Genomic DNA, 21,245 nt, shown 5'->3' on the forward strand with positions numbered 1-21,245 from the left:
AAATATTATGAATATACCATGTATCTTAATCCCTGCATTGGTGGGGCTAATCTGTGGAATTTTAGGTTACCTAATTGGAAAAATGAGTTCAAAAAAAGGAGAAGTTTTTCATTCCAAGTATTTACAAGAACAAAAAACAACAATAACTAATTTAACATCTGATTTAGATTTTTGCAGATCTAATGAAGTAAAATTAAAGGCAAAAATTTCAGATTTAGAAAATAAATCACTCTCTACGGTAAATAATATCAACACATTTACTTCTAATAGAACTCCTTCAGTTCTTTTCAATAGTGAAGCAGCTTATGCTATTTTTGGAAAAAGAATAAAAGAGAATGATTTAAAAGCAGTGGAAGGAATTGGTCCAAAAATTGAAGAATTACTTCATAATGCTGGAATAAATACATGGAAAAAATTATCTGAAACGTCAGCTACAAAATTGCAAGCTATTTTAGATGCTGGAGGTGAAAGTTTTTCATTACATAATCCAGGAACTTGGACTAGACAAGCTGAGCTTGCATATTCTGGAAAATGGAAAGAGCTTAAAGAATGGCAAGATATTCTAGACGGAGGAAAGGACTAATCTATAAACCTTTAAAGAGCTGGCTAAAACCAGCTCTTTTTTGTTCTATAAAAAACCAAAACATTGCAGTTCATCAAATATTATTTCGAAACAATATAATCCACAATCATTTTAGCATGGATTCTTGAATTCTCAATAAACCATTTATGCGTCTGCATTCCGCCACAGACAACGCCAGCTAGAAATAACCCTTCAACATTTGTTTCCATTGTTTCAGGATTGTAAACTGGAATTTTCAATTCATCATCAGAAAGCTGGATGCCACTATTTTCAAGAAAAATTAAATCTGGTTTATAGCCTGTTAAAGCCAAAACAAAGTCATTTTCAATTGTAACTTTTCCCCCGGGAGTTTCAATTTCAACTTCGTTTTCTCGAATTTCAGTAATATTCGATTCAAAATAGGCTTTAATACTTCCTTCCGCAATTCGGTTTTCGATATCGGGTTTGACCCAATATTTCACTCTATTGTTGATCTCGTTTTTGCGAATTACCATTGTAACGTTCGCTCCTTTTCGCCAGCATTCCAGAGCAGCATCAACAGATGAATTATTAGCGCCAACAACCAAAACATTTCGGAAAGCATATTCATGCGCTTCTTTATAATAATGACGAACTTTTAACAATTCCTCTCCTTTTACATTCATTGTAATCGGAATATCATAAAATCCAGTTGCAATCACAACATTTTTAGCTATATAAGTATTTTTATCACTTATAATTTCAAAATGATTTAAGCTCTTTTTCTGAATTTTAGTAACTTTTTCAAAGAGATTAATGGAGAAATTAAAATATCGGTGAATATTTCTATAGTATTCTAACGCTTCTTGACGTCCTGGTTTTGGTGCCAAACAATTAAACGGAATGTCACCAATTTCTAATCTTTCAGCCGTAGAAAAGAAAGTCATATATAAAGGATAATTGAAAATACTGTTTACAATTGCTCCTTTTTCAATAATTAAATAACGTAAGTTTTTCTTCTGAGCTTCAATTGCACAGGCAAGCCCTATTGGACCGCCACCAACAATGATCAAATCATAATCTGTCATAAATCATTTATTTTTCCCAGTCTTTAAATGGTTTTTTGCTCAAATAAGCATTATAATATCTTTCATCATTTGTAACTTCTTCACCAAGCCAATCTGGTCTTTCAAAAGTTTCTGTTTCAGATTTCAGTTCAATTTCAGCCATAATCAAACCGTCATTTTCGCCATAAAATTCATCAACTTCAAAAACATGATTTCCAGATTTAATTTCGAATCGAGTCTTCTCAATTTTTCCTTTTTCGCATAATTTCAGCAATTCCTGTGCTTCCTCAAGCGGAATCTCATTTTCCCATTCAAAACGCGACATACCGCCTTGATGCCCAATTCCTTTAATAGTCAAAAAACCTCTTGTTCCTTTAATTCGTACGCGAACTGTTCTTTCAGGAATAGAGCTTAAATAGCCTTGAGCAATTTTATTTTGAGTAAAAGCCTGTTCTTTAAAATCATCCGATTTTACAAGAAACTTTCTTTCAATTTCAACCATTTTGATACTTCAATTAATTTTACTGCAAGTTACTCAATTTAATTCAGGTCGGGAAATGATTTTAATTACCAAAAGAATTCAAAATACTTACCTCTTAACTTTAAATCAAAACCAATTTAATTGATTATTAACACGTTACAAGGTTTTAATTCGCTAAATTTGATAGAATCTTAACTTGTGAACTTATGTCTAAAAAAGCACTTTATCTCTTAGGCATTGCATTAACCATTATTTTAGGTACGTTTTTGTATGTGAAATTTTGTTGCAATTGCAGCACGGAAACACCAGCGGCTGATACAGAAAAAGTACCAACAGTTCTGGCCAAGGACAACAATTTTGTTCCTTTTGTTCTTAATGGATCAGGAATTAATTTCCGAACCAATGACAACCTCAAATTCTTAAAAAACAGTGCTACATTGATTGTGCCAGTAAGTGATTCTGTTACAATTGGAATTGAAAATTTAAAAACATTTTTAGTTTCTAATCCTAAGCAAAAAGTGACTATAACAGGTTACGCTACTTCTGATGAAACCAATACTACTAAGTTTGAAAATCTTGGTTTAGCGAGGGCAAATGACGTAAAAAACTACTTTGTTTCTAAAGGTTTAACGGCTTCTCAATTTGATACTAAAGGCGAAATTATAGACAGTTGGAAAACTAATGCAGATACGCTTTTAGGTCCTGCTGAATATAAATTTGAGGCTATTGATACTACTGCAACAGCTTCTGACGAATGGACAGTCCTGAGAGACAAAATAAATGCTGATCCATTAATTCTTCATTTTAATACCAATAAATCAAGCGATAATCTTACTGCAGTTGAAAAACAAAAAGTAGCTGATATTGCCAAATATATGGATCATGTAAAAGATGCTTCTGTTTTAATTGTTGGACATACAGATGATGTTGGAAATCGTGATGCGAATGTTGTTTTAGGTCAAAAACGTGCAGAATTTTCTAAAAATTATTTAGCTAAAAACGGTATTGATGCCTCTCGAATCACAACCGAATCAAAAGGTCCAGATGAACCAGTGGGTGAAAACACAACCACTGAGGGAAAAGCGAACAACAGAAGAACTGTCATTACAATCAAATAATTAAAAACATATAATCATGAATATACCTTGTATCTTAATACCGGCATTAGTGGGGTTAATCTGTGGAATTTTAGGTTACTTACTAGGAAAAATGAATTCAAAAACCGACAATTCGCTTGCAATATCACTTCAGGAAGATTTAGATGCCTGCAAAGCAAACACCAAAAATTTAAATGCAAAAATAGCGCAACTAGAAGCTGATTTGGTAGCAAAAGCAAAAATCACTGCAACACCACAGTCATTTGCTGCAGCAGCTCCGCTTATTGTATTTGATAGCGCATTAGCAGCAACTGTTTTTGGCAAAAAAATAAAAGAAAACGATTTGAAAATTGTGGAAGGAATCGGGCCAAAAATCGAAGCCTTGTATCATAGTGCGGGAATTACAACTTGGCACGAATTGTCTCAAACATCAACTGAAAAATCGCAATCAATTCTAGATGCCGGTGGCGAAAATTATGCAATCCATAATCCGAGTACTTGGGCGAAACAAGCTTTATTAGCCTACCAAGGAAAATGGCAGGAATTAAAAGACTGGCAAGAAAATTTGCTTGGAGGGAAAGAGTGAAAAAGAGGTTCTGAGATTCTAAGTTGCTAAGGTTCTAAGATTTTCTAATCTTTGCCTTTGCAACTTTGAGTCTTTGTTACTTTGTACCTTCAAAAAAAGAATCCCATTTTTTTGAACTATTATACCATAATTGTCCTTGAGAAACTTCAAGTGGACAATCCAAATTATTGGTGTAAAGTGCTCCCGTGCCTAAGCCTTGGGGCATTTTTGAGTTTTGGATGAAAGTCCATTGTGAAATGGCATTCAATCCAATATTGCTTTCTAAAGCGGATGTAATCCACCAGCCAATTCCGTATTTATCTGCCAAATCAATCCATTCTTTTGTTCCTCTAAAACCACCAATGAAACTCGGTTTCAAAATAATATATTGTGGTTTGATTTCCTGAAGCAATTTTTCTTTTTCTTCGAATGAAAATACCCCTATCAATTCTTCGTCTAATGCAATTGGAAATGGAGTTGCTTTACATAGATCTGACATAGCTTGAATATTTCCTTTTTTAATAGGTTGTTCAATACTATGAAGCTGAAATTGATTCAATTGATTGAGTTTATCTAAAGCTTCATTTACGGCAAAAGCTCCGTTAGCATCAACACGAATTTCGATTTGTTCTGGTGAGAAATGACTTCTTATAAAATGCAGTAATTCTAATTCTTTTTCAAAATCGATGGCTCCAATTTTTAGTTTAATGCAAGTAAATCCATCAGTTAATTTTTCTTCGATTTGCTCTTTCATAAAAGAAGCTTCGCCCATCCAGACAAGGCCGTTTATGTTTATTGATTTTGAACTATTGGTAAAATCAGAAGGAAATAATAGATATGGATTTTTACTTTTTAAAGATAAAAAAGCCATTTCAACGCCAAATTGAATAGATGGAAATTCAAGCAAATTTTCCCAAAGTTCTTTTTCTCCTAAATGAATATTTTGGCAAGTCCATTTAAGTTTTTCTTCATAATCTTCACGATCATCAGCACTTAAACCACGAAGAATACCGCACTCGCCTATTCCTTTTTTACCATTTTCCTCTAAAATGATAAACCAAGTTTCTTTTTCAGTCATTACGCCACGTGAGGTTCCAGACGGACGCTTGAATTCGAGCATGTATTTTTGGTAAGAAGCCTTCACAGTTGTTTGTGTTTTTTTTAAACCATATAAGTCATATAAGAAAATTTAAGTTTAGTGCCTAAATTACGTTTAACAGATATTTTTAGATCATAAAAGCAAAGATGATTTCTCTTCTATTTAAATGAACTTATATAACTTATATGGTGAAGAAATTTTTTAATTATACAGTTTTAAAACTTTTTCAAAATCTTTTGACGGAAGACCTGCTTTTTGGAAAATGGTAAAATCAGATTTTGTTTTGTCTTTCCAGCTGATACTGTCCGTTACATTTTGATCTTGATATTTTTTGTAAATCGTTTTTGCATCACCATAATTATTGCTGACTAAATACAAGTGGGCCAAATTTAGTTTTACTAATAATTCAGTATTATCAAGTTTTTCGCCTTCTTGCAAAAACTTTAAAGCTTTCTCATATTGCTTTGTCAAAATATAGCAATAACCAATTGAACTGTAATCTAATGCTATTGCTTTTCCTTCACTAATTATAGTATTTAATTTCGGAATTGCTTCATTATACTTTTGCTGTTTAATCAAAACTGAAGCTTGATTTCTTAAGTCACTAAAAACATTTTTAGAAATATCAGCGTCTTTATAACAAGCATTCCCAAAATCTTTATAGACTTTGTTTTTTTCAATTGGCAAAAGTTTTTGAAATTCAGTGTAACGATACTGCTTTATGATTTTATCTAAAATACAAACACAAAAATCATCAGAATTGGCCATCTTTTGAGCCATAGTCGATGTTTTGCAAAGACTAATAATTTCATTTTTATTGTCTTGATTCCAGCCACGATTTAGTTTTGTGTCCACCCAAGGCACAACTTCTAAAACTACTTTTTGATTTAAAAGCCAGTTTTTACTGTGAAAACCAAACCAAATTGTACTCACATTTTGTCCTAAACATGTAGATTTATCAAGCGAGAGTCTTTTAGCATCTTTACTTAAAGGTTCTTCTTGCGCATAACAAGCCTTGTCTGTTTTTCCGTCTTCAATATACTTTTTTGCATTATCTGCCGAAGTAAACAACGCATAAGTACAAGTATCGTCACCAGAAATTTTAGACATTAAAAATACCGCTCCAGCCGAACCCTGACTAACCCCAGTTGGATCTGGAATTGATTTTAATACTGAAACTAGGCTGTTTGCCATTTGCTGATTTTCATCAAGAAGCGTAATTCGGTACACGATTTCAGTTGTTCCAACGGGAAGATCTTCCGTTTTTATTGTGATTCGGTCACGGGCAGAAACAATAATTTCTTTTGTTGTTGCACGTTCTTTGTCCCAATAACCGTCTTTTTGAGCAAAAGAATTAAAAGAAATTGTAAGTAAAAGAAATAGGGCTAATCTTTTTAATTTCATATTGATAGATGATTTTTCATATTCAATTTTGTCATTTTGACCAAAGGGAGAAATCACAAAAACAACTCTGTATGCATTATCGCTAATCTTTGTAGAGTTTCTAGTGTGATTTCTCCCTTTGGTCGAAATGACATATATTATGCCAAAATTGTTAATTTGTTAAAAAAAACTACAATTCAATAGATTCTCCAATTTCTAAAAGCATCAAGTCTTTTCCTTTATCAAAAAACTTTTTGATTGCTTCTTCGTGATTGATTTCGATATACCCGAAAGTATCAAAATGATACCCTAGAATCTTGTCGCATTCTACAAAATCTGACGCAATAATTGCATCTTCAACATCCATCGTAAAATTATTTCCGATTGGAAGAATAGCTAAATCTAGCTTTGTTCTTAACGGAATCAACTTCATGTCGTAAGTCAATGCAGTATCACCAGCGATGTAAATATTTTTATGCTCGCTTTCGATTACAAAACCTCCTGGATTTCCTCCATTAGTGCCATCAGGAAAAGTACTTGAATGAATCGCATTTACATATTTGACTTTTCCAAAATCAAATTTCCAGCTTCCGCCGTGATTCATTGGATGCGAATTAAAACCTAATTTTGCATAATAACTTGCTATTTCTGCATTTGAAACAATAACAGCATTTGTCAGTTTTGCAAGAGCTTGAACATCCAGTACGTGATCAGCATGTGCGTGCGTCAGTAAAATATAATCTGCTTTTAAATCTCTCAAATCGATTGAAGCAGCGGCTGGATTTCCTGTAATAAATGGGTCAACAATAATATGTTTTCCTCCAACTTCGATTCCTAAAGATGCATGTCCGTAAAATGTAATTTTCATGATTTTATTTTTTTAAGTTGAACTTATTTTATCTTCCACCTAGAAAAAGATTAACAATAATGTCTGAAATTAATGAAATCATACAAACCGTTAATAATATTGAAAGCAAAAATGTGCTTAAGGCTACTTTTTTTAATTCTGGATCTAAAAGCTTTGGATTTTGATTTTTAGCGACAGTAATTAAATGTTTAGTTAAAGGAATGTAAGCCAATAAAAATAGATATTGATCAAAATTGTAATCACTTAAAATGGCAAAAACAACCACTAAAATCATAGCCGTAATGATAAGCGTAAAATGATAAATTTTAGCATTTGCTCCACCAATCTGCACTACAATTGTATTTTTTCCCGATTTTCGATCCGATTCTTCATCGCGCATATTATTCAGATTCAAAACACCAACGCTCAATAATCCAATTGAAATTGCAGGAAGAATTAAAAGCGGATCAACTTCTTTTGAATACAAAAAATTGACTCCCAGCGTACTTACCAATCCGAAGAATACAAAAACGAAAACATCGCCAAATCCTTTATAACCGTAAGCTGAATTTCCTACTGTATAACGAATTGCAGAAACAATAGCTGCGATTCCCAACAATAAAAAGAAAATAGAATATGCAAAATTATCTTTTCCAAAAGCAAAATAAATCAATATCACAGCCGACAATAAAGTTAACAGCGAAGTAATTATAATCGCTTTTTTCATGGCTTGAGGTGTAATTTTCCCGCTCTGAATAGCGCGCTGTGGCCCTACTCTATCAGCATTATCGGTACCTTTTACTCCGTCACCATAATCATTAGCAAAATTGGACAAAACCTGCAATCCCAGTGTTGTTAAAAGTGCAAAACCAAAAATTTTCCAGCTAAATACTTCTGTTGGCGTATTAATAGTTTCTGTTGGATTTGACAAAGCATAAATACTTCCAACAATAATTCCAGAAACTGATAAAGGCAATGTGCGCAGTCTCGCGGCTTCAATCCAATGTTTCATTATTTATTTTGTTTATTTTTAGTTTAAAGTTTGAGGTTTCACGCTTCAGGTTCGTAACTTGAAACCTGAAACTTGAAACTATTTTATAACTCCTTTATGGCAACCATTTGTTTTCGCCAAAGTTTGGTTTTCTTTTTTCCAAGAAAGCATTTCTTCCCTCTTTTGCCTCTTCGGTCATGTAGGCCAAACGTGTAGCTTCTCCAGCAAAAACTTGTTGTCCAACCATTCCGTCGTCTGTCAAGTTCATTGCAAATTTCAGCATTTTAATAGAAGTTGGTGATTTTTGAAGAATTTCCTGTGCCCATTCATAAGCAGTCGCTTCTAGTTCGTCATGCGGAATTACAGCATTTACCATTCCCATATCCATCGCTTCCTGAGCAGAATAATTTCGGCCTAAAAAGAAAATTTCGCGTGCTTTTTTCTGCCCAACCATTTTAGCCAAATAAGCAGATCCGTAACCACCGTCAAAACTTGTTACATCAGCATCAGTTTGTTTAAAAATAGCGTGCTCTTTACTTGCCAGCGTCATATCGCAAACTACGTGCAAACTATGGCCACCACCAACAGCCCATCCCGGAACTACTGCAATAACTACTTTTGGCATAAAACGAATTAAACGCTGTACTTCAAGAATATTTAATCTATGCTGTCCATCTTCACCCACATAACCTTGATGTCCGCGTGCATTTTGATCACCACCGCTGCAAAAAGAATACACGCCGTCTTTTGTTGACGGGCCTTCAGCAGAAAGCAAAACTACTCCAATTGAAGTGTCTTCTTGCGCGTCGTAAAACGCCTGGTATAATTCTGAAGTTGTTTTTGGACGAAAAGCATTTCTAACATTTGGCCTGTTAAAAGCAATTCTAGCAACTCCGTTACATTTTTTATAAGTTATATCTTCAAATTCTCTGGCGGTAATCCAATCCATTTTATATACGTTTATTTTAAAAAATTATAGTGTAAAAATAAACCATTTTTACATTTTTACCTACTCTATTTGATTTAAGTCTTAACTCAAAAAAGCTTCAAATGTTAACAATTAGTATTTACTTACAAAAAATAACACTTTTTAACATTAGTTTTAAAAAATAATAATTAATTTTACACCCTAGAAATCAACGAGATACAATTTATTTTGTTGATATAAGATTGATTTTCTTTCACTGATTTATTAACCTAAAAAATGATTTTTTTGAGAAAATTTAAAAAATTTGTCGCTCATTTTTTTACGGTTCTAATTAGTAAAAAAGCCATAAACAGTGAGCAAATGATTTATGCGTTTGTCAAAACTTCAAAAAGGAGATAGTAACACCTACGGTTAAACAATAGAATTGTTCAATGTAATTAGTATAAGATTGATTACGAAAAGAGGAAAATACTAACTGAAACTTTCTAAAAGTTATTTTATCAAACCAAATGGATTAGCCGTGAATTCGAGCTTTTGATTATAAAAATGAATGTATTGATTGTTTAAAAGACATACCCAGATGAAAAAGTAATTTCTAAAATTTATAAAGCTATTATTTTTTTAATGGATTCGAATTATTTTATTTCTGTTTTTTTTTAATTACAATTTTTTTTAAAACTAGAATAAAAAGAGAGAGGCTGCTTGTAATGAGTGGCCTTTCTTGTTATAAGAATTTAAATTCCAAACATTTAAAATTTCAATAAAAAAAAACCAAATTCCAATAATTTTCGACAATCAATTGGAATTTGGACTCGAGCGCTAGCGAACAGGCGCAGCAATTTAAAATATTGGATTTTTAGAATCCTAAGATTCTTTTACCAAATAAATACCGTCTTCTTTTATTTCAATAAGTTTTTCTTTGTACAAAGCTCCTACAGCCTTTTTGAAAGTCTTTTTACTCATTTTTAAAACGGTTTTAATATCTTCGGGATGCGAATTATCATTCAAACGCAAAAAACCGCGATTGGCTCTTAATTCGTCTAAAATTTTCTCTGCATTTGGCTCAATACTTTGATAACCTTGAGCTTGCAATGCAACATCTATTTTATTATCAGGACGAATGTTTTTGATAAATCCAATCATTCTGTCTCCAGTTCTTATGGCATCATCATAAACTTCGTCTTTATATAAAAGACCTTTGTGTTTCTCATTGATTATCACATTGATCCCTAATTCAGTAATATGAGAAACGATCAAATCAACTTCTTCTCCTTTTTCAACTGTAAGCTGATCGTTATTTAAAAATTGGTTCAGTTTACTTGAAGCTACCAAACGATTGGTTTTTTCATCTTTATAAAGATAAACCAAGTAACGTTTTCCTTTTTCCATTGGGCGTGCCTGCTCTTTAAACGGAACAAGAATATCTTTCTCCATTCCCCAATCCATGAAAGCCCCAACCTGATTGGTATAATTTACTCTTAAAAGAGCAAATTCATTCAGTAAAATATAAGGTTCAAGAGTTGTCGCAACTGGACGTTGTTCGTGATCCAAATAAACAAAAACAATAAGCTCTTCACCTATTTCAAATTCATTTGGAACATATTTATTTGGAAGCAAAACATCGTGAATTCCGTCAGGGTCTTTTTCAGGATTTCCTAAAAACAAGCCCACTTTAGTATCACGTAATATAGTTAGTGTATTGTATTTTCCTATTTCAATCATATTCATAAAGTTCTAAGATGCAAATGTACGAAGTTTGAAAATGGTAATCCGAAAAATATGCTGGATAAAAAAAAGAAGCAGACAATTTATTGTAGTTTGTTGCTTTTGGTTAAATTTGAAAACCTATAATTAATCCCAAATCAATGAAAAAGACTCTTTTTTACACCGCTTTTGTATTTCTTCTTTTCACTCAAGCCTCTATTTCACAAGTCTCTGAAGACCCAGAAATAAAGAAAATGATCAGTGAAATTAAAGCTGAAAATCTAGAAGCAACTATCCACAAACTGGTTTCATTTGGAACGCGACATACTTTAAGTGATCCAAAAAACAAAACAAAAGGAATTGGAGCCGCACAGCAATGGGTAAAGTCTGAGTTTGATAAATTTGCTTTGGAATCAAACGGAAGATTAACTTCTGAAATTGATTATTTCACCGTTAAAGCTGATGGAAAACGAATTAATGTCGACAGTCAGATTGGAAACGTAATGGCAACTTTAAAAGGAACCGACCCAACCGATAATCGTGTTTTGATTATCAGCGGACATCTTGATTCACGCGTTACCGATGTCATGAATATAAAAGCGAATGCGCCTGGAGCAAATGACGACGGTTCGGGAGTTGCTGCGGTTATTGAATTGGCAAAAGTAATGAGCAAAAGATCTTTTCCTGCAACCATAATATTTGTTGCTGTAACTGGTGAAGAGCAAGGTTTGATTGGGGCGCGCCATCTTGCAGAAAAAGCAAAAGAACAAAACTGGAACATTGTTGCAATGCTTAACAATGACATGATAGGTAACAGTTTATCAAGCGGCACTAATTTAAGAGACAATACTCAAATTCGTGTTTTTAGTGAAACGATTCCGTATTTAGAAACTGAAGAAGAAGCTAAAATGCGTAAAGCGATAAGCCGTGATAACGATAGTCCGTCAAGACTTTTGGCACGATATATTAAAACAGTTACAGAACAATATGTAGATCAATTAAGTGTAAAATTAGTATATAGAAACGATCGTTTTTTACGTGGCGGTGATCATACGCCTTTTAGTCAAAATGGATTTACAGCGGTTCGTTTCTGCGAAATGAATGAAAATTTTGATCATCAGCATCAGGATTTAAGAACTGAAAACAACATTAAATATGGCGATTTGCCAGAATTTATGGATTTTGATTATTTGAGAAAAAATACTTGTTCAAACTTAGCGACTTTAGCGAATCTTGCTTCATCGCCAAAAGCACCACAAAATGTTGGAATTGAAGTTAAAAAACTTTCTAATTCGTCTACTTTGATTTGGTCTGCGCCAGAAGGAAAGGCACAATATGGTTATCAGATTTTAATGAGAGAAACATCTTCGTCTCATTGGGAAAAAACTTTTTTTGTAAAAGATACTCAAGTTGAAATTCCTTATTCAAAAGATAATTACTTTTTTGCTGTACAGACTGTAGATGCTTTAGGACATGCAAGTTTGCCAGTTTTCCCAATTCCAATTAAATAAAACATTAAATGATATAATTGAAAAAGCGCCAGAAAGGCGCTTTTTTTAATGTCTATTTGTAAACACTTTCTTTTTTAAAATGTAGTGTCAACAAATAATATACAACTGCCCTGTATTTATGCTTATTAGCATGTCCATATTTTTCCATAACAGTTTTAATTCCTTCATCTAAAGCTGGAGTATTAGCCAATCCTAATTTCTTAATCAAAAAATTGTTTTTTACAGTCTCTAATTCTGATGGTTGCGACCCGGCAACTGTAGATGAATCTGAATTATAAATTGATGGTCCACAGCCTATCGTAACTTTTGTAAGCAAATCCATGTTTGGTGTAACACCACATTTATCTTTTAAATCCGCGGCATACTTTTTAATTAATTCTTCTCTAGCACTCATAATTTTAATATTGATTACAATTAATGAAGCCAAATTTAAAATTAAAAAAGCTTAGTTTGTAAATTTTAACACAATTTAACTTACAAATTATTAATTCAATTCTTTAAAATATTGTTTTAAAACAACATCATTTTGAGTTGTTGGCGTGAAGATTTCTAAAATAACCGGCATATCATTATCAGCATACAAATCTGAAATACCTTTTGCCAAAGATTCATTATCAGAAGCTTGCAAATATTTAAATTGATACATTTTAGCCAAGTGCTCGGCTGTCAAATGATGCGAGGTTTCAAAATAAGTATTAAAAACTGGTTTTTCTTCATGTCCCGGTAAAATTCTGAAGATTCCTCCTCCTCCATTATTAATCAAAATAATTTTAAAGTTTTTAGGAATGTAAGAATTCCACAAAGCATTGCTATCGTATAAAAAACTGATATCGCCTGTTATAAAAACGTTCTGTTTTTCACTTCCCACAGCTGCGCCAATCGCTGTAGATGTGCTTCCGTCAATTCCGCTTGTTCCTCTGTTGCAAAACACTTCAATTGATGGATCAATCTCAATTAATTGCGCATAACGAATTGCCGAACTATTACTAATTTGCAATTGGATATTCTTAGGAAGCGATTCAATTACTTTTTCGAAAACTTTAAAATCTGAAAATGGAATTTTCTTTAAATATTCTTCTTTTCTTTCATTTCTTCGACTGTAAATTTTATCAATTTTCTTAAAATAATTACTATCTACAAATTCTGTTTTTGGAAGCAAATCTTTAAAAAAATCATTTGGCTCCATAACAAAATGTTTACTTAAAGCATTAAATGTATCATAGGCACGCAAAGTATCTATATGCCAGTGATGTGCAGGTTTATACTTTCGTAAAAAAGCTTTAATACGTTTTGATACAATCATGCCTCCAAAAGTGATTAAAACTTTTGCTTCTAACTCTTTAAAATCACAATCGTCAAATGGAGTAATTAAAGTATCTATGCTATTTATAAAACCCGGATGATGCAAGTTCGAAGTAGTTTCTGTCAGTACAACTATTGATGGATCGTTGGCAAAGTTTTCCAGAATTTCCTGATCTACGGAATTCACTTCATTTATTCCTCCAATAAGAATCAGCTTTCTTTTAGCCGAATTCCAGATGGAAGCAATTTCTTCAATATTATCAATAATTTTGGTTGGAATTTCTTCTTCCAAAGTTGTAATTTTTGGCTGAACAGAAAGTGAATCAACTGTTTCGTATAAGGGCTCTTCAAAAGGCGAGTTAATATGAACTGGACCTTTTTGCAGAATGGCAGTTTCTATGGCTTTATTGATTTTCAAATCATTTTCTGCAGAAGCTTCTTCTGTCAAATTTGCATTGAAAACAGAGTGATTCGCATAAACATTTTGCTGACGAATAGTTTGTCCGTCTCCAATATCAATCTTGCTTTGCGGGCGGTCTGCAGAAATTACAATTAACGGAATTTGGCTATAAAAAGCCTCTGCAACAGCCGGATAATAATTTAATAAAGCCGATCCTGATGTACAGACAATTGCTGTAGGCTGTTTAGTTTGTTGCGCAATTCCTAATGCAAAAAATGCAGCACAACGCTCATCAGCAATACTGTAGCACTTAAAATTTGGATTTTGAGCAAATCCTATAGTTAAAGGAGCGTTTCGTGAACCTGGAGAAATTATAATATTAGTGATTCCTTTTGCTGAACAAATTTCGATAATGCTTTGTGCAAGCGGTATTTTGGGGTAAATCATTCCTATGGCGTATTACTTTTTTAAGAAAATCTACAAATCATAATTTTCTTTTTTACTATTACAAAGTTACAAACTTCATGTTTGATTTAACTTATAAATAGGAAGATATTAAGGTCCGTTTTGGAAAAAGGGAATATATTTGTAAAAGTGAATTTGTAATAAAAATATATTCCACATGCGTTTCTTATATATACTTGTCTTTTTTATTTCGATGCAGACTGTAAACTCTCAAAATCAGTTTGTTCCAGATGATGTGCCGTATAAAATTGCATTAGAAAAAGCAAAATCAGAAGGAAAACCTATTTTTATAATGCTTTACGCTGATTGGTGTCCGCATTGTAATCAGATGAAAAAAGAAGTTTTCAGCAATCTTGATGTTATGGCATTTTTAAAAGAAAACTACGTTTGCATCTGGAAAAACATTGAAAAAGAAGAAGGAATTGCACTCAAAAATAAATACAATACCAAATCATTGCCAACCTTTTTATTTTTAGATGCCAATGAAACGCTTCTGTACGCTTTAAAAGGCGAAATGAAAACCCCGGAATTTATGACCGAAGTGAAATATGCTTTGAATTCCAGAATGCAACTTCCTTATTTAGAGAAAGAATTCATGAATGATCCAAGCAATTCTGATAAATTTTTCACTTATTTAAATACATTAAAAAAAGGAAAAGACAGAACCGATTTATCTGCTCCAACTCATATTTATCTTAACACACAATCTGATGCACAATTGATCAGCGAAACAAACTGGAGAATTATTGCAAATGGAGTTACGGATATAAAATCAAGAGAATTTCAATTCGTTTTAAAACATCAGAAAGAATTTGCTGCTGTTGCTTCACAAAACCGCGTGGACCGCAAAATTGAAAGTATTGTAACCGAATTGCTTCGCCCGTATGTTGACAATTTAGATACTGTAAATTATTATAAACAACGCGAAATTGCAAAATCCATCCGATTACAAAAAACGGATTCTTTAGTTTTTAAATTCGATCTTACTTTAGCCGAAAGAACTGAAAAGTGGCAGTTTTATAAAAAAACAACGCTAGAAAACACTCAAAAATTAGTTTGGAATGACGCTAGTTTCTTAAAAGATATTGGTCAAACTTATTTAAAACATATTAATGATACTGAAAGCCTGAAAAAATCAATTTTCTGGGTAAAACATTCATTAGAAATAAATGATTCTTACGATGGAAATCTTTTATTAGCAAGATTATACAAAAAAATAAAAGACAAAAAATTGGCTTTGCAATATGCAAACGATGCTAAAGTAATTTGTTCTGAAATGACTTGGAGCACTAAAGAAGTCGATACTTTATTAGCTGAACTAAATACAAAATAACCCAATAATATTACCATGGAAGTAAAACTCAGACCTGCGACTGAAAATGATTTAAAAAAAATTCTTGAAATAGTAAATCATTCAATTTTGCATACAACTGCAAATTATAGTTATGACATTCAGACTCTTGATGTTCAGACTAAATGGTTTGAAGATAAAAAAGCTAAAAAATTGCCTATTGTTGTTGCTGATTTAAATGGCGAAGTGGTTGGTTTTGGAAGTTATGGACAATTTCGAGAAAAAATTGGGTATCAATATACAATTGAACATTCTGTTTATGTAGTTGATAACGTAATTGGAAAAGGCATTGGATCAAAATTATTAACCGAATTAATTCGTTTGGCAAAAGAACAAGGTTATCATGTTATGATTGGCGCAATCGACGCAGATAATGCTGGAAGTATCGCTTTTCATGAACGATTTGGTTTTGTAACGACAGGAACTATTCGTGAAGCAGGCTATAAATTTGATCGTTGGCTGGATTTGGTTTTTATGCAATTGATATTAGTTTAACCGCAATGGACGCAAGGACTTACGCAAGGTTCGCATTTTTTTGTCAGACTGAGCGAAGTCGAAGTCCCCGCAAAGTGATTCAGCAACCGGGACTTCAACTTCGCTCAGTCTGACATCTGAAAATAAAAAAAAATCCACAAACTTGAATTTCTTCAAATTTGTGGATTTATTGGTTTCGGCCTTATGATTAACTTTTAATCCAATTGATTACTTCTGGCTCTGTAACTAATGTTTTAGGTTTGATTACTTTAACTAATTCTCCTTTTTCATTAATTAAGTATTTTTGAAAATTCCATTCTACTTCAGAATCCTGTAAACCATTTTTTGCTTTCTGAGTCAAGAATTTATAAACCTCGCACATATCATCGCCTTTTACAGAAACTTTGTCCATCATTGGGAAAGTTACTCCATAATTCAGCTGACAAAAAGTAGCGATTTCTTCGTTTGTTCCCGGTTCCTGAGATGCAAAATTATTTGCTGGGAAACCTACAATTACAAAACCTTTGTCTTTGTATTCTTTGTAAACTGCTTCAAGATCTTTATATTGAGGTGTTAAACCACATTTTGAAGCCGTATTGACAATCATAACTTTTTTTCCTTTTAAAGAAGCAAAATCAAAAGTGTTTCCTGATAAATCTTCAACCTTGAATTGATAAATGGTTTCTTTTGCCATAGCTTTCTCTGTTTTAGACTTTTTATTACTCGTTTGAGCCTGAACTTGTGAAGCAAATAAAATAGCAACACCGCAAGCTAAAAATACTATTTTTTTCATTGTTTAATTTTTTATAAAATTAGTTAAAATCTGAATTACAAAAAGGCTTTGGCAATTTTATTTTATATTAAAGATTCGTTAAAAAAATGAAGCCTAACGTTAATCAGACGTTAGGCTTCCCCCCATACAAACAAATCAAACCATGAATTAATTATTATGCCTTATTGCGTTTTCATAAATTAAAGTGAGACCTTGTAAAAGAGTTTCTTCTTTGTTTCTGGACTCGTGTTGAACTTTTTATTTTAATTATAGTTGATGCCTCTCGGTTGTAGTGAAAATTAATTTTAAACCCTAATTCGCGTTTTCATCTGATATTTTTTAATGGCGTGTATAGTGGATTTTTACTCTTTTATAAATTGAAAACACAGTTTAAATAAATTTTCTTCTTGGAAGTCCGAGGACACCAACTATTAAATTATTTTAATACTATTAATTGAAATCTCAGAATGCATAATTTGAGCTTCTTTTCTAAAATCATTTTTACTAAAATTCATAAGTGCTAAAACCCCTGTAAGCGCAACAATCAAAATTTTTAAAATATTTATCTTATTCATAACACTCTTTTTTATTTATTGAGATTTTATTTACGTTTTTTAGCTCTCCTAAAATTTATTTTTCTTCAAACATTTTAGAATCTTCCGAAGATGAAATTTTAAATACCCTTATTAAATAAAGGTTTTTGCTATTATTCTGCCTTCAGATTTTCTTTTATAATAGCATTTACGTAAATGGATTGTGTTTGGTTTTAAAAAATCGAAAAAAAAGTAAAAAAAAGTTGATATTTTTTTCAAACCCTTATGTTTCTTAGGTTTTTGCCTGTTAAAAAAAATACAATTTTCACAAAAAAATAAATTATCTTTATCTCAGGTAATAAAATAATATCAAATTAATTATTTGTTTAAGCTTTAAAATCCAAATCTATGAGTCAAGAAGAATTATTAGTTTTAATTTACAAAAAAGACGAAAGAGCTTTTACCCATCTGTACGATATGTACTCGAAAAGTCTCTTTTCGGTCATTAATGTACTAATCAAAAACCGTGAAGAAGCCGAAGATGTTTTGCAAGAAGTTTTTGTAAAAATCTGGAAAAACATCGATTCGTACAACGAAAGCAAAGGCCGATTTTACACCTGGATCCTTAATATTGCTAGGAATACTTCTATTGATACTTTAAGATCTAAAAATTTTAATAACAGTCAAAAAAACCTTTCCTCCGATAATTTCGTAAATCTGTTAGATGACAGTAATAAGCTTGTCAATAAAATTGATACAATTGGTATTCAAGAGTTCGTAAAAAAACTGAAACCAAAATGTATTGAGATTCTTGATCTGCTATTTTTTAAAGGATATACCCAACAAGAAGCTTCAGAAGAATTGGCAATGCCACTGGGAACTATCAAGACACAAAATAGAAACTGTATTAACGATTTAAGAAATTATCTAAAAATATAATGGAAGCACAAGAATATATTGAATCAGGGATTTTAGAACTATATGTTTACGGTTTATTAACCGAAACTGAAAATTTGGAAATTGCCGAAGCAGCGAAGAAAAGTCCAGAAATGGAACAAGAAATTATTTCTATAGAAAAAGCCATTGTAGCTTTATCGTCAAGCTTCTCTCCTTTTCATTCGGTAGCTAATTTTGAAAAAATCAAAGCAAGATTAGAACTGAAACATGGTAAAGTAGTCGACATGAAACCTGCATCAAACTGGTCACAATATGTTGGCTGGGCTGCTGCAGTACTTTTATTGTTGGGCTTAGGATATCAAACTTTGGAATTAACAAAAACAAAAGAAGCAATTTCTACTGTTGGAACTGAAAAAAGCAAAATTGAAAGAGAATATGCTTTTTTAAACCAACAAAATAAAGAAACTGAAAAAAGTTTGACTATTGTAAGAGATATCAAAAACACTGGTGTAACGCTTGGTGGTCAGGCGGTTTCTCCAACATCTTTTGCAAAAGTGTATTGGAATAAAGACACTAAGACAACTTATATTGATGCAGCTGGTTTGCCAAAACCTCCAAAAGGAATGGTTTATCAAGTTTGGGCGTTAAAATTAAGTCCAGTATTGACTCCAACAAGCATTGGTTTATTGAGCGATTTTGAAGGAAATTCTCAAAAAATATTTGCAGTTGATCGTACAAACGAAGCAGAAGCTTTTGGGATTACGCTTGAGCCTGCCGGTGGAAGTTTAACTCCAACAATGACACAATTATATACTTTAGGAAAAGTTTAAAACTAAACGTTGCATAAAAACAAAAAGCGCATATTGAAATAATATGCGCTTTTTTATTATTTTTAATTGATTTATAACCAAATACCACATCATGAACGGAAATTTACTCTTACGAATTGCAGTTTCGATTATTCTTCTCACGCATTCTGTTTTCGGAATGTTCAATAACGGCATTAACGATTTCGGGAATTTGTATTTAAACCAAATTGGTTTTGCGCCTTTTGGTGTTTTCTTGGCTTGGAGCATTAAATTATCTCACGTTATTGCAGCTGTACTTCTTTTGCTAAATAAATATGTTAAACTAGCAGGTTTTGTAACCATTTTTGTTTTAATAATGGGTATTATTCTCGTTCATTTTCAAGAAGGCTGGTTTGTTGTTGGCGGAGGAAGAAACGGCGTTGAATATAACTTTTTGTTGATTGTAGTTTTACTAGCAATTATGTTCCCGAATGGTTTTAAGAAAGTACAATCAAATTAAAATATCATTATGGAAATTCTTTGTAAAAATTGTCATCATATCTTTACTGGCCATTATTGCAGCAACTGCGGACAACCTGCCGCAACTCATAAAATAAACCTTCATTTTTTATGGCACGATATTCAGCATGGCTTATTGCATTTTGATAAAGGAATTACCTATTCTTTAAAACAGCTTTTTACAAGGCCGGGTAATTCTGTACGCGAATTTATTGAAGGAAAACGTGTCAGGCATTTTAAACCACTTTCATTGGTTGTAGTTTTGGCAACGCTTTACGGAGTGCTATATCATTATTTTGATATTAATACGTTTCCAGATTCATCGGAAAAAACGCTAGATTATCATGAAATCAATGAGTGGATGGCAACTCATTTTTCTTGGGTAACGATTGCTACAATTCCTATTTATACCATTGGAACTTATATTGTTTTTAGAAAACAGGGGTATAATTATGTTGAGTTTTTCGTTTTAAATACATTTAAAGCATCTCAAAGACTCTTTGTACAAATCCTGACGTTTCCAATATTGCTTTATTTAAATGGCACACCGAATATTCAAAAATTTTCATCGGTAACTTATTTTATCGGACTTGTATTAATATTCTGGACGAATATTCAATTTTTTAATAAGATGTCAAAAACAAAAGCATTCTTTTTAAGCATATTAAGTCACATCATATTTCTAATTTGCTTTTTAATAATCACTGCCATTGTGATGCTTATTTTAGGAAAACTGTAAACCTAAATATTAAGTTTATAATAAAAAAAAAAGGTTCAGTGTTTACTGAACCTTTTTTATGTGAATTAATAATTACCGAGATATATTATTTTTTCTTTACTTTTTTAGTTTTATAGTATTTACGATACTTCGGATACGTTACAGCACCAATTACTGCAATTGTTGCCATTGAATAGTAAATCCAATTTAGAGAATGCGCCTCTCCACTTGCGTAGGAATGCAGACCAACTAAGTGGAAATTTACTCCATAATAAGTAAACAAAATCGAAATAAAAGCAAACATCGTCATTAAATTAAAGAACCATTTTCCGCGTAAAGCTGGAACAAAACGAGCGTGAATCACAAACGCATAAATCATAATCGAGATTAAAGCCCAAGTTTCTTTTGGATCCCATCCCCAGTAACGCCCCCAGCTTTCATTTGCCCATTGTATCTCTAAGAAGCATAATATTTTTAAAAATTCTGATTTTATAAAAAATAACACAGATTTATCGTATAATTTAACGTTTTTTTAATTTAAAATTAATAATATATTTCTTACATTTGTACCTAGAAAGTTTCTGCAGAAAGCATTTTGTTCAAATTAATTAAAAAATTATGAATTTAGAAGAGTATAAGACTCGAAGAGAAAGGAGGTATTTATATGAATTGGTTCGCTGAATTATTTGCTGCATTAGCTGGAATTTAATCCAAAGCAAGCAGAATTAAAAATTAAAGCCACTTTTATAGTGGCTTTTTATTTGATATATAGCCCAGACTTAATGTCAATAAAAAAAAGGTTCAGTAAACAC

Annotated in this window: 22 protein-coding genes and 1 pseudogene; 10 read left to right on the forward strand and 13 right to left on the reverse strand. The window is 32.1% G+C overall.

What is annotated here, in order from left to right:
- The first annotated feature begins 7 nt into the window (after positions 1–7).
- Positions 8–583 (forward strand): hypothetical protein, encoded by a 576-nt coding sequence (locus RB619_RS19985; protein WP_308100854.1) that lies wholly within the window; start codon positions 8–10, stop codon positions 581–583.
- An 80-nt stretch (positions 584–663) separates the two neighbouring features.
- On the opposite strand, the gene RB619_RS19990 is transcribed toward RB619_RS19985, so the two are convergent.
- Both RB619_RS19990 and RB619_RS19995 read right to left on the reverse strand, forming a co-directional pair.
- Positions 664–1,629, reverse strand: a complete 966-nt coding sequence (locus RB619_RS19990) for a YpdA family putative bacillithiol disulfide reductase (protein ID WP_308100855.1) — start codon at positions 1,627–1,629, stop codon at positions 664–666.
- Positions 1,630–1,636: 7 nt separating this feature from the next.
- Entirely contained in the window at positions 1,637–2,110 is a 474-nt protein-coding gene (locus RB619_RS19995; RefSeq protein WP_308100857.1) for a CYTH domain-containing protein, read from the reverse strand.
- A 185-nt stretch (positions 2,111–2,295) separates the two neighbouring features.
- Here RB619_RS19995 and RB619_RS20000 point away from each other — a divergent pair, with 185 nt between their 5' ends.
- Both RB619_RS20000 and RB619_RS20005 read left to right on the forward strand, forming a co-directional pair.
- A complete protein-coding gene (locus RB619_RS20000) occupies positions 2,296–3,207 on the forward strand; it encodes an OmpA family protein (RefSeq protein ID WP_308100859.1) in 912 nt (303 codons plus the stop codon).
- Positions 3,208–3,223: 16 nt separating this feature from the next.
- Complete coding sequence (locus RB619_RS20005) at positions 3,224–3,772, forward strand: hypothetical protein (RefSeq protein WP_308100861.1); 549 nt, start codon at positions 3,224–3,226, stop codon at positions 3,770–3,772.
- A gap of 76 nt (positions 3,773–3,848) precedes the next feature.
- Here RB619_RS20005 and RB619_RS20010 read toward each other — a convergent pair whose 3' ends face one another.
- The 6 genes from RB619_RS20010 to RB619_RS20035 all read right to left on the reverse strand — a co-directional run bounded on the left by RB619_RS20010 (position 3,849) and on the right by RB619_RS20035 (position 10,721).
- Entirely contained in the window at positions 3,849–4,895 is a 1,047-nt protein-coding gene (locus RB619_RS20010; RefSeq protein WP_308100863.1) for an o-succinylbenzoate synthase, read from the reverse strand.
- A 156-nt stretch (positions 4,896–5,051) separates the two neighbouring features.
- Positions 5,052–6,254: a hypothetical protein gene (locus tag RB619_RS20015; RefSeq protein ID WP_308100865.1), complete on the reverse strand. Its 1,203-nt coding sequence runs from the start codon at positions 6,252–6,254 to the stop codon at positions 5,052–5,054.
- Positions 6,255–6,423: 169 nt separating this feature from the next.
- A complete protein-coding gene (locus tag RB619_RS20020) occupies positions 6,424–7,101 on the reverse strand; it encodes a metal-dependent hydrolase (protein ID WP_308100867.1) in 678 nt (225 codons plus the stop codon).
- A gap of 28 nt (positions 7,102–7,129) precedes the next feature.
- A complete protein-coding gene (gene menA / locus RB619_RS20025; protein ID WP_308100869.1) occupies positions 7,130–8,092 on the reverse strand; it encodes a 1,4-dihydroxy-2-naphthoate octaprenyltransferase in 963 nt (320 codons plus the stop codon).
- Positions 8,093–8,186: 94 nt separating this feature from the next.
- Positions 8,187–9,020, reverse strand: a complete 834-nt coding sequence (locus RB619_RS20030; RefSeq protein ID WP_017498510.1) for a 1,4-dihydroxy-2-naphthoyl-CoA synthase — start codon at positions 9,018–9,020, stop codon at positions 8,187–8,189.
- Between the two features lie 843 nt (positions 9,021–9,863).
- Positions 9,864–10,721 carry a S1-like domain-containing RNA-binding protein gene (locus tag RB619_RS20035; protein WP_308100876.1) on the reverse strand — a complete coding sequence of 286 codons (858 nt, stop codon included), beginning with the start codon at positions 10,719–10,721 and terminating at the stop codon, positions 9,864–9,866.
- 143 nt (positions 10,722–10,864) lie between these two features.
- Between RB619_RS20035 and RB619_RS20040 the strand changes: the two genes are divergently transcribed.
- Positions 10,865–12,214 (forward strand): M28 family metallopeptidase, encoded by a 1,350-nt coding sequence (locus tag RB619_RS20040; RefSeq protein ID WP_308100877.1) that lies wholly within the window; start codon positions 10,865–10,867, stop codon positions 12,212–12,214.
- 52 nt (positions 12,215–12,266) lie between these two features.
- Here the strand turns inward: RB619_RS20040 and RB619_RS20045 are convergent, their stop codons facing one another.
- A complete protein-coding gene (locus tag RB619_RS20045) occupies positions 12,267–12,608 on the reverse strand; it encodes a DUF2853 family protein (RefSeq protein WP_308100878.1) in 342 nt (113 codons plus the stop codon).
- A 90-nt stretch (positions 12,609–12,698) separates the two neighbouring features.
- Positions 12,699–14,363, reverse strand: coding sequence for a 2-succinyl-5-enolpyruvyl-6-hydroxy-3-cyclohexene-1-carboxylic-acid synthase (gene menD, locus RB619_RS20050; RefSeq protein ID WP_308100879.1), 1,665 nt, complete (start codon positions 14,361–14,363; stop codon positions 12,699–12,701).
- Positions 14,364–14,538: 175 nt separating this feature from the next.
- Here menD and RB619_RS20055 point away from each other — a divergent pair, with 175 nt between their 5' ends.
- The gene (locus tag RB619_RS20055; RefSeq protein ID WP_308100880.1) at positions 14,539–15,714 is read left to right on the forward strand and encodes a thioredoxin fold domain-containing protein; all 1,176 of its coding nucleotides are present in this window, start codon (positions 14,539–14,541) and stop codon (positions 15,712–15,714) included.
- A gap of 15 nt (positions 15,715–15,729) precedes the next feature.
- Positions 15,730–16,227 carry an N-acetyltransferase family protein gene (locus tag RB619_RS20060; protein WP_308100881.1) on the forward strand — a complete coding sequence of 166 codons (498 nt, stop codon included), beginning with the start codon at positions 15,730–15,732 and terminating at the stop codon, positions 16,225–16,227.
- 187 nt (positions 16,228–16,414) lie between these two features.
- Here RB619_RS20060 and RB619_RS20065 read toward each other — a convergent pair whose 3' ends face one another.
- Together RB619_RS20065 and RB619_RS20070 are read right to left on the reverse strand one after the other, a co-directional pair.
- Positions 16,415–16,999, reverse strand: a complete 585-nt coding sequence (locus RB619_RS20065) for a glutathione peroxidase (RefSeq protein WP_308100882.1) — start codon at positions 16,997–16,999, stop codon at positions 16,415–16,417.
- Positions 17,000–17,409: 410 nt separating this feature from the next.
- Positions 17,410–17,553 (reverse strand): hypothetical protein, encoded by a 144-nt coding sequence (locus RB619_RS20070; RefSeq protein WP_308100883.1) that lies wholly within the window; start codon positions 17,551–17,553, stop codon positions 17,410–17,412.
- 366 nt (positions 17,554–17,919) lie between these two features.
- Here RB619_RS20070 and RB619_RS20075 point away from each other — a divergent pair, with 366 nt between their 5' ends.
- From RB619_RS20075 to RB619_RS20090, 4 genes are all read left to right on the forward strand, one after another.
- Positions 17,920–18,450 carry an RNA polymerase sigma factor gene (locus tag RB619_RS20075; protein WP_133523859.1) on the forward strand — a complete coding sequence of 177 codons (531 nt, stop codon included), beginning with the start codon at positions 17,920–17,922 and terminating at the stop codon, positions 18,448–18,450.
- A complete protein-coding gene (locus RB619_RS20080) occupies positions 18,450–19,238 on the forward strand; it encodes an anti-sigma factor (protein WP_308100884.1) in 789 nt (262 codons plus the stop codon). The genes RB619_RS20075 and RB619_RS20080 overlap by 1 nt, the downstream gene beginning before the upstream one ends.
- 91 nt (positions 19,239–19,329) lie before the next feature.
- Positions 19,330–19,716, forward strand: a complete 387-nt coding sequence (locus RB619_RS20085) for a DoxX family protein (protein ID WP_308100885.1) — start codon at positions 19,330–19,332, stop codon at positions 19,714–19,716.
- A 9-nt stretch (positions 19,717–19,725) separates the two neighbouring features.
- Complete coding sequence (locus tag RB619_RS20090; RefSeq protein ID WP_308100886.1) at positions 19,726–20,454, forward strand: DUF3667 domain-containing protein; 729 nt, start codon at positions 19,726–19,728, stop codon at positions 20,452–20,454.
- Between the two features lie 85 nt (positions 20,455–20,539).
- Here RB619_RS20090 and RB619_RS20095 read toward each other — a convergent pair.
- Positions 20,540–20,896: pseudogene (locus RB619_RS20095) on the reverse strand (cytochrome c biogenesis protein); the annotation flags it as partial.
- Positions 20,897–21,245 lie beyond the last annotated feature (349 nt).

The sequence above is a fragment of the Flavobacterium sp. LHD-80 genome (assembly GCF_030929605.1).
Classification (GTDB): Bacteria; Bacteroidota; Bacteroidia; order Flavobacteriales; family Flavobacteriaceae; genus Flavobacterium.

Bases quoted from the DNA above. Each gene is read 5' to 3' on its own strand.
- RB619_RS20055 (WP_308100880.1), top strand. From the start codon at position 14,539: ATGCGTTTCTTATATATACTTGTCTTTTTTATTTCGATGCAGACTGTA.
- RB619_RS20070 (WP_308100883.1), bottom strand. From the start codon at position 17,553: ATGAATAAGATAAATATTTTAAAAATTTTGATTGTTGCGCTTACAGGG.
- menA (WP_308100869.1), bottom strand. From the start codon at position 8,092: ATGAAACATTGGATTGAAGCCGCGAGACTGCGCACATTGCCTTTATCA.
- RB619_RS20065 (WP_308100882.1), bottom strand. From the start codon at position 16,999: ATGAAAAAAATAGTATTTTTAGCTTGCGGTGTTGCTATTTTATTTGCT.
- RB619_RS20080 (WP_308100884.1), top strand. From the start codon at position 18,450: ATGGAAGCACAAGAATATATTGAATCAGGGATTTTAGAACTATATGTT.
- RB619_RS20085 (WP_308100885.1), top strand. From the start codon at position 19,330: ATGAACGGAAATTTACTCTTACGAATTGCAGTTTCGATTATTCTTCTC.
- RB619_RS20000 (WP_308100859.1), top strand. From the start codon at position 2,296: ATGTCTAAAAAAGCACTTTATCTCTTAGGCATTGCATTAACCATTATT.
- RB619_RS20060 (WP_308100881.1), top strand. From the start codon at position 15,730: ATGGAAGTAAAACTCAGACCTGCGACTGAAAATGATTTAAAAAAAATT.
- RB619_RS20040 (WP_308100877.1), top strand. From the start codon at position 10,865: ATGAAAAAGACTCTTTTTTACACCGCTTTTGTATTTCTTCTTTTCACT.
- RB619_RS20035 (WP_308100876.1), bottom strand. From the start codon at position 10,721: ATGATTGAAATAGGAAAATACAATACACTAACTATATTACGTGATACT.
- RB619_RS19995 (WP_308100857.1), bottom strand. From the start codon at position 2,110: ATGGTTGAAATTGAAAGAAAGTTTCTTGTAAAATCGGATGATTTTAAA.
- RB619_RS20005 (WP_308100861.1), top strand. From the start codon at position 3,224: ATGAATATACCTTGTATCTTAATACCGGCATTAGTGGGGTTAATCTGT.
- RB619_RS20015 (WP_308100865.1), bottom strand. From the start codon at position 6,254: ATGAAATTAAAAAGATTAGCCCTATTTCTTTTACTTACAATTTCTTTT.
- RB619_RS19985 (WP_308100854.1), top strand. From the start codon at position 8: ATGAATATACCATGTATCTTAATCCCTGCATTGGTGGGGCTAATCTGT.
- RB619_RS20020 (WP_308100867.1), bottom strand. From the start codon at position 7,101: ATGAAAATTACATTTTACGGACATGCATCTTTAGGAATCGAAGTTGGA.
- menD (WP_308100879.1), bottom strand. From the start codon at position 14,363: ATGATTTACCCCAAAATACCGCTTGCACAAAGCATTATCGAAATTTGT.
- RB619_RS20090 (WP_308100886.1), top strand. From the start codon at position 19,726: ATGGAAATTCTTTGTAAAAATTGTCATCATATCTTTACTGGCCATTAT.
- RB619_RS20030 (WP_017498510.1), bottom strand. From the start codon at position 9,020: ATGGATTGGATTACCGCCAGAGAATTTGAAGATATAACTTATAAAAAA.
- RB619_RS20075 (WP_133523859.1), top strand. From the start codon at position 17,920: ATGAGTCAAGAAGAATTATTAGTTTTAATTTACAAAAAAGACGAAAGA.
- RB619_RS19990 (WP_308100855.1), bottom strand. From the start codon at position 1,629: ATGACAGATTATGATTTGATCATTGTTGGTGGCGGTCCAATAGGGCTT.
- RB619_RS20045 (WP_308100878.1), bottom strand. From the start codon at position 12,608: ATGAGTGCTAGAGAAGAATTAATTAAAAAGTATGCCGCGGATTTAAAA.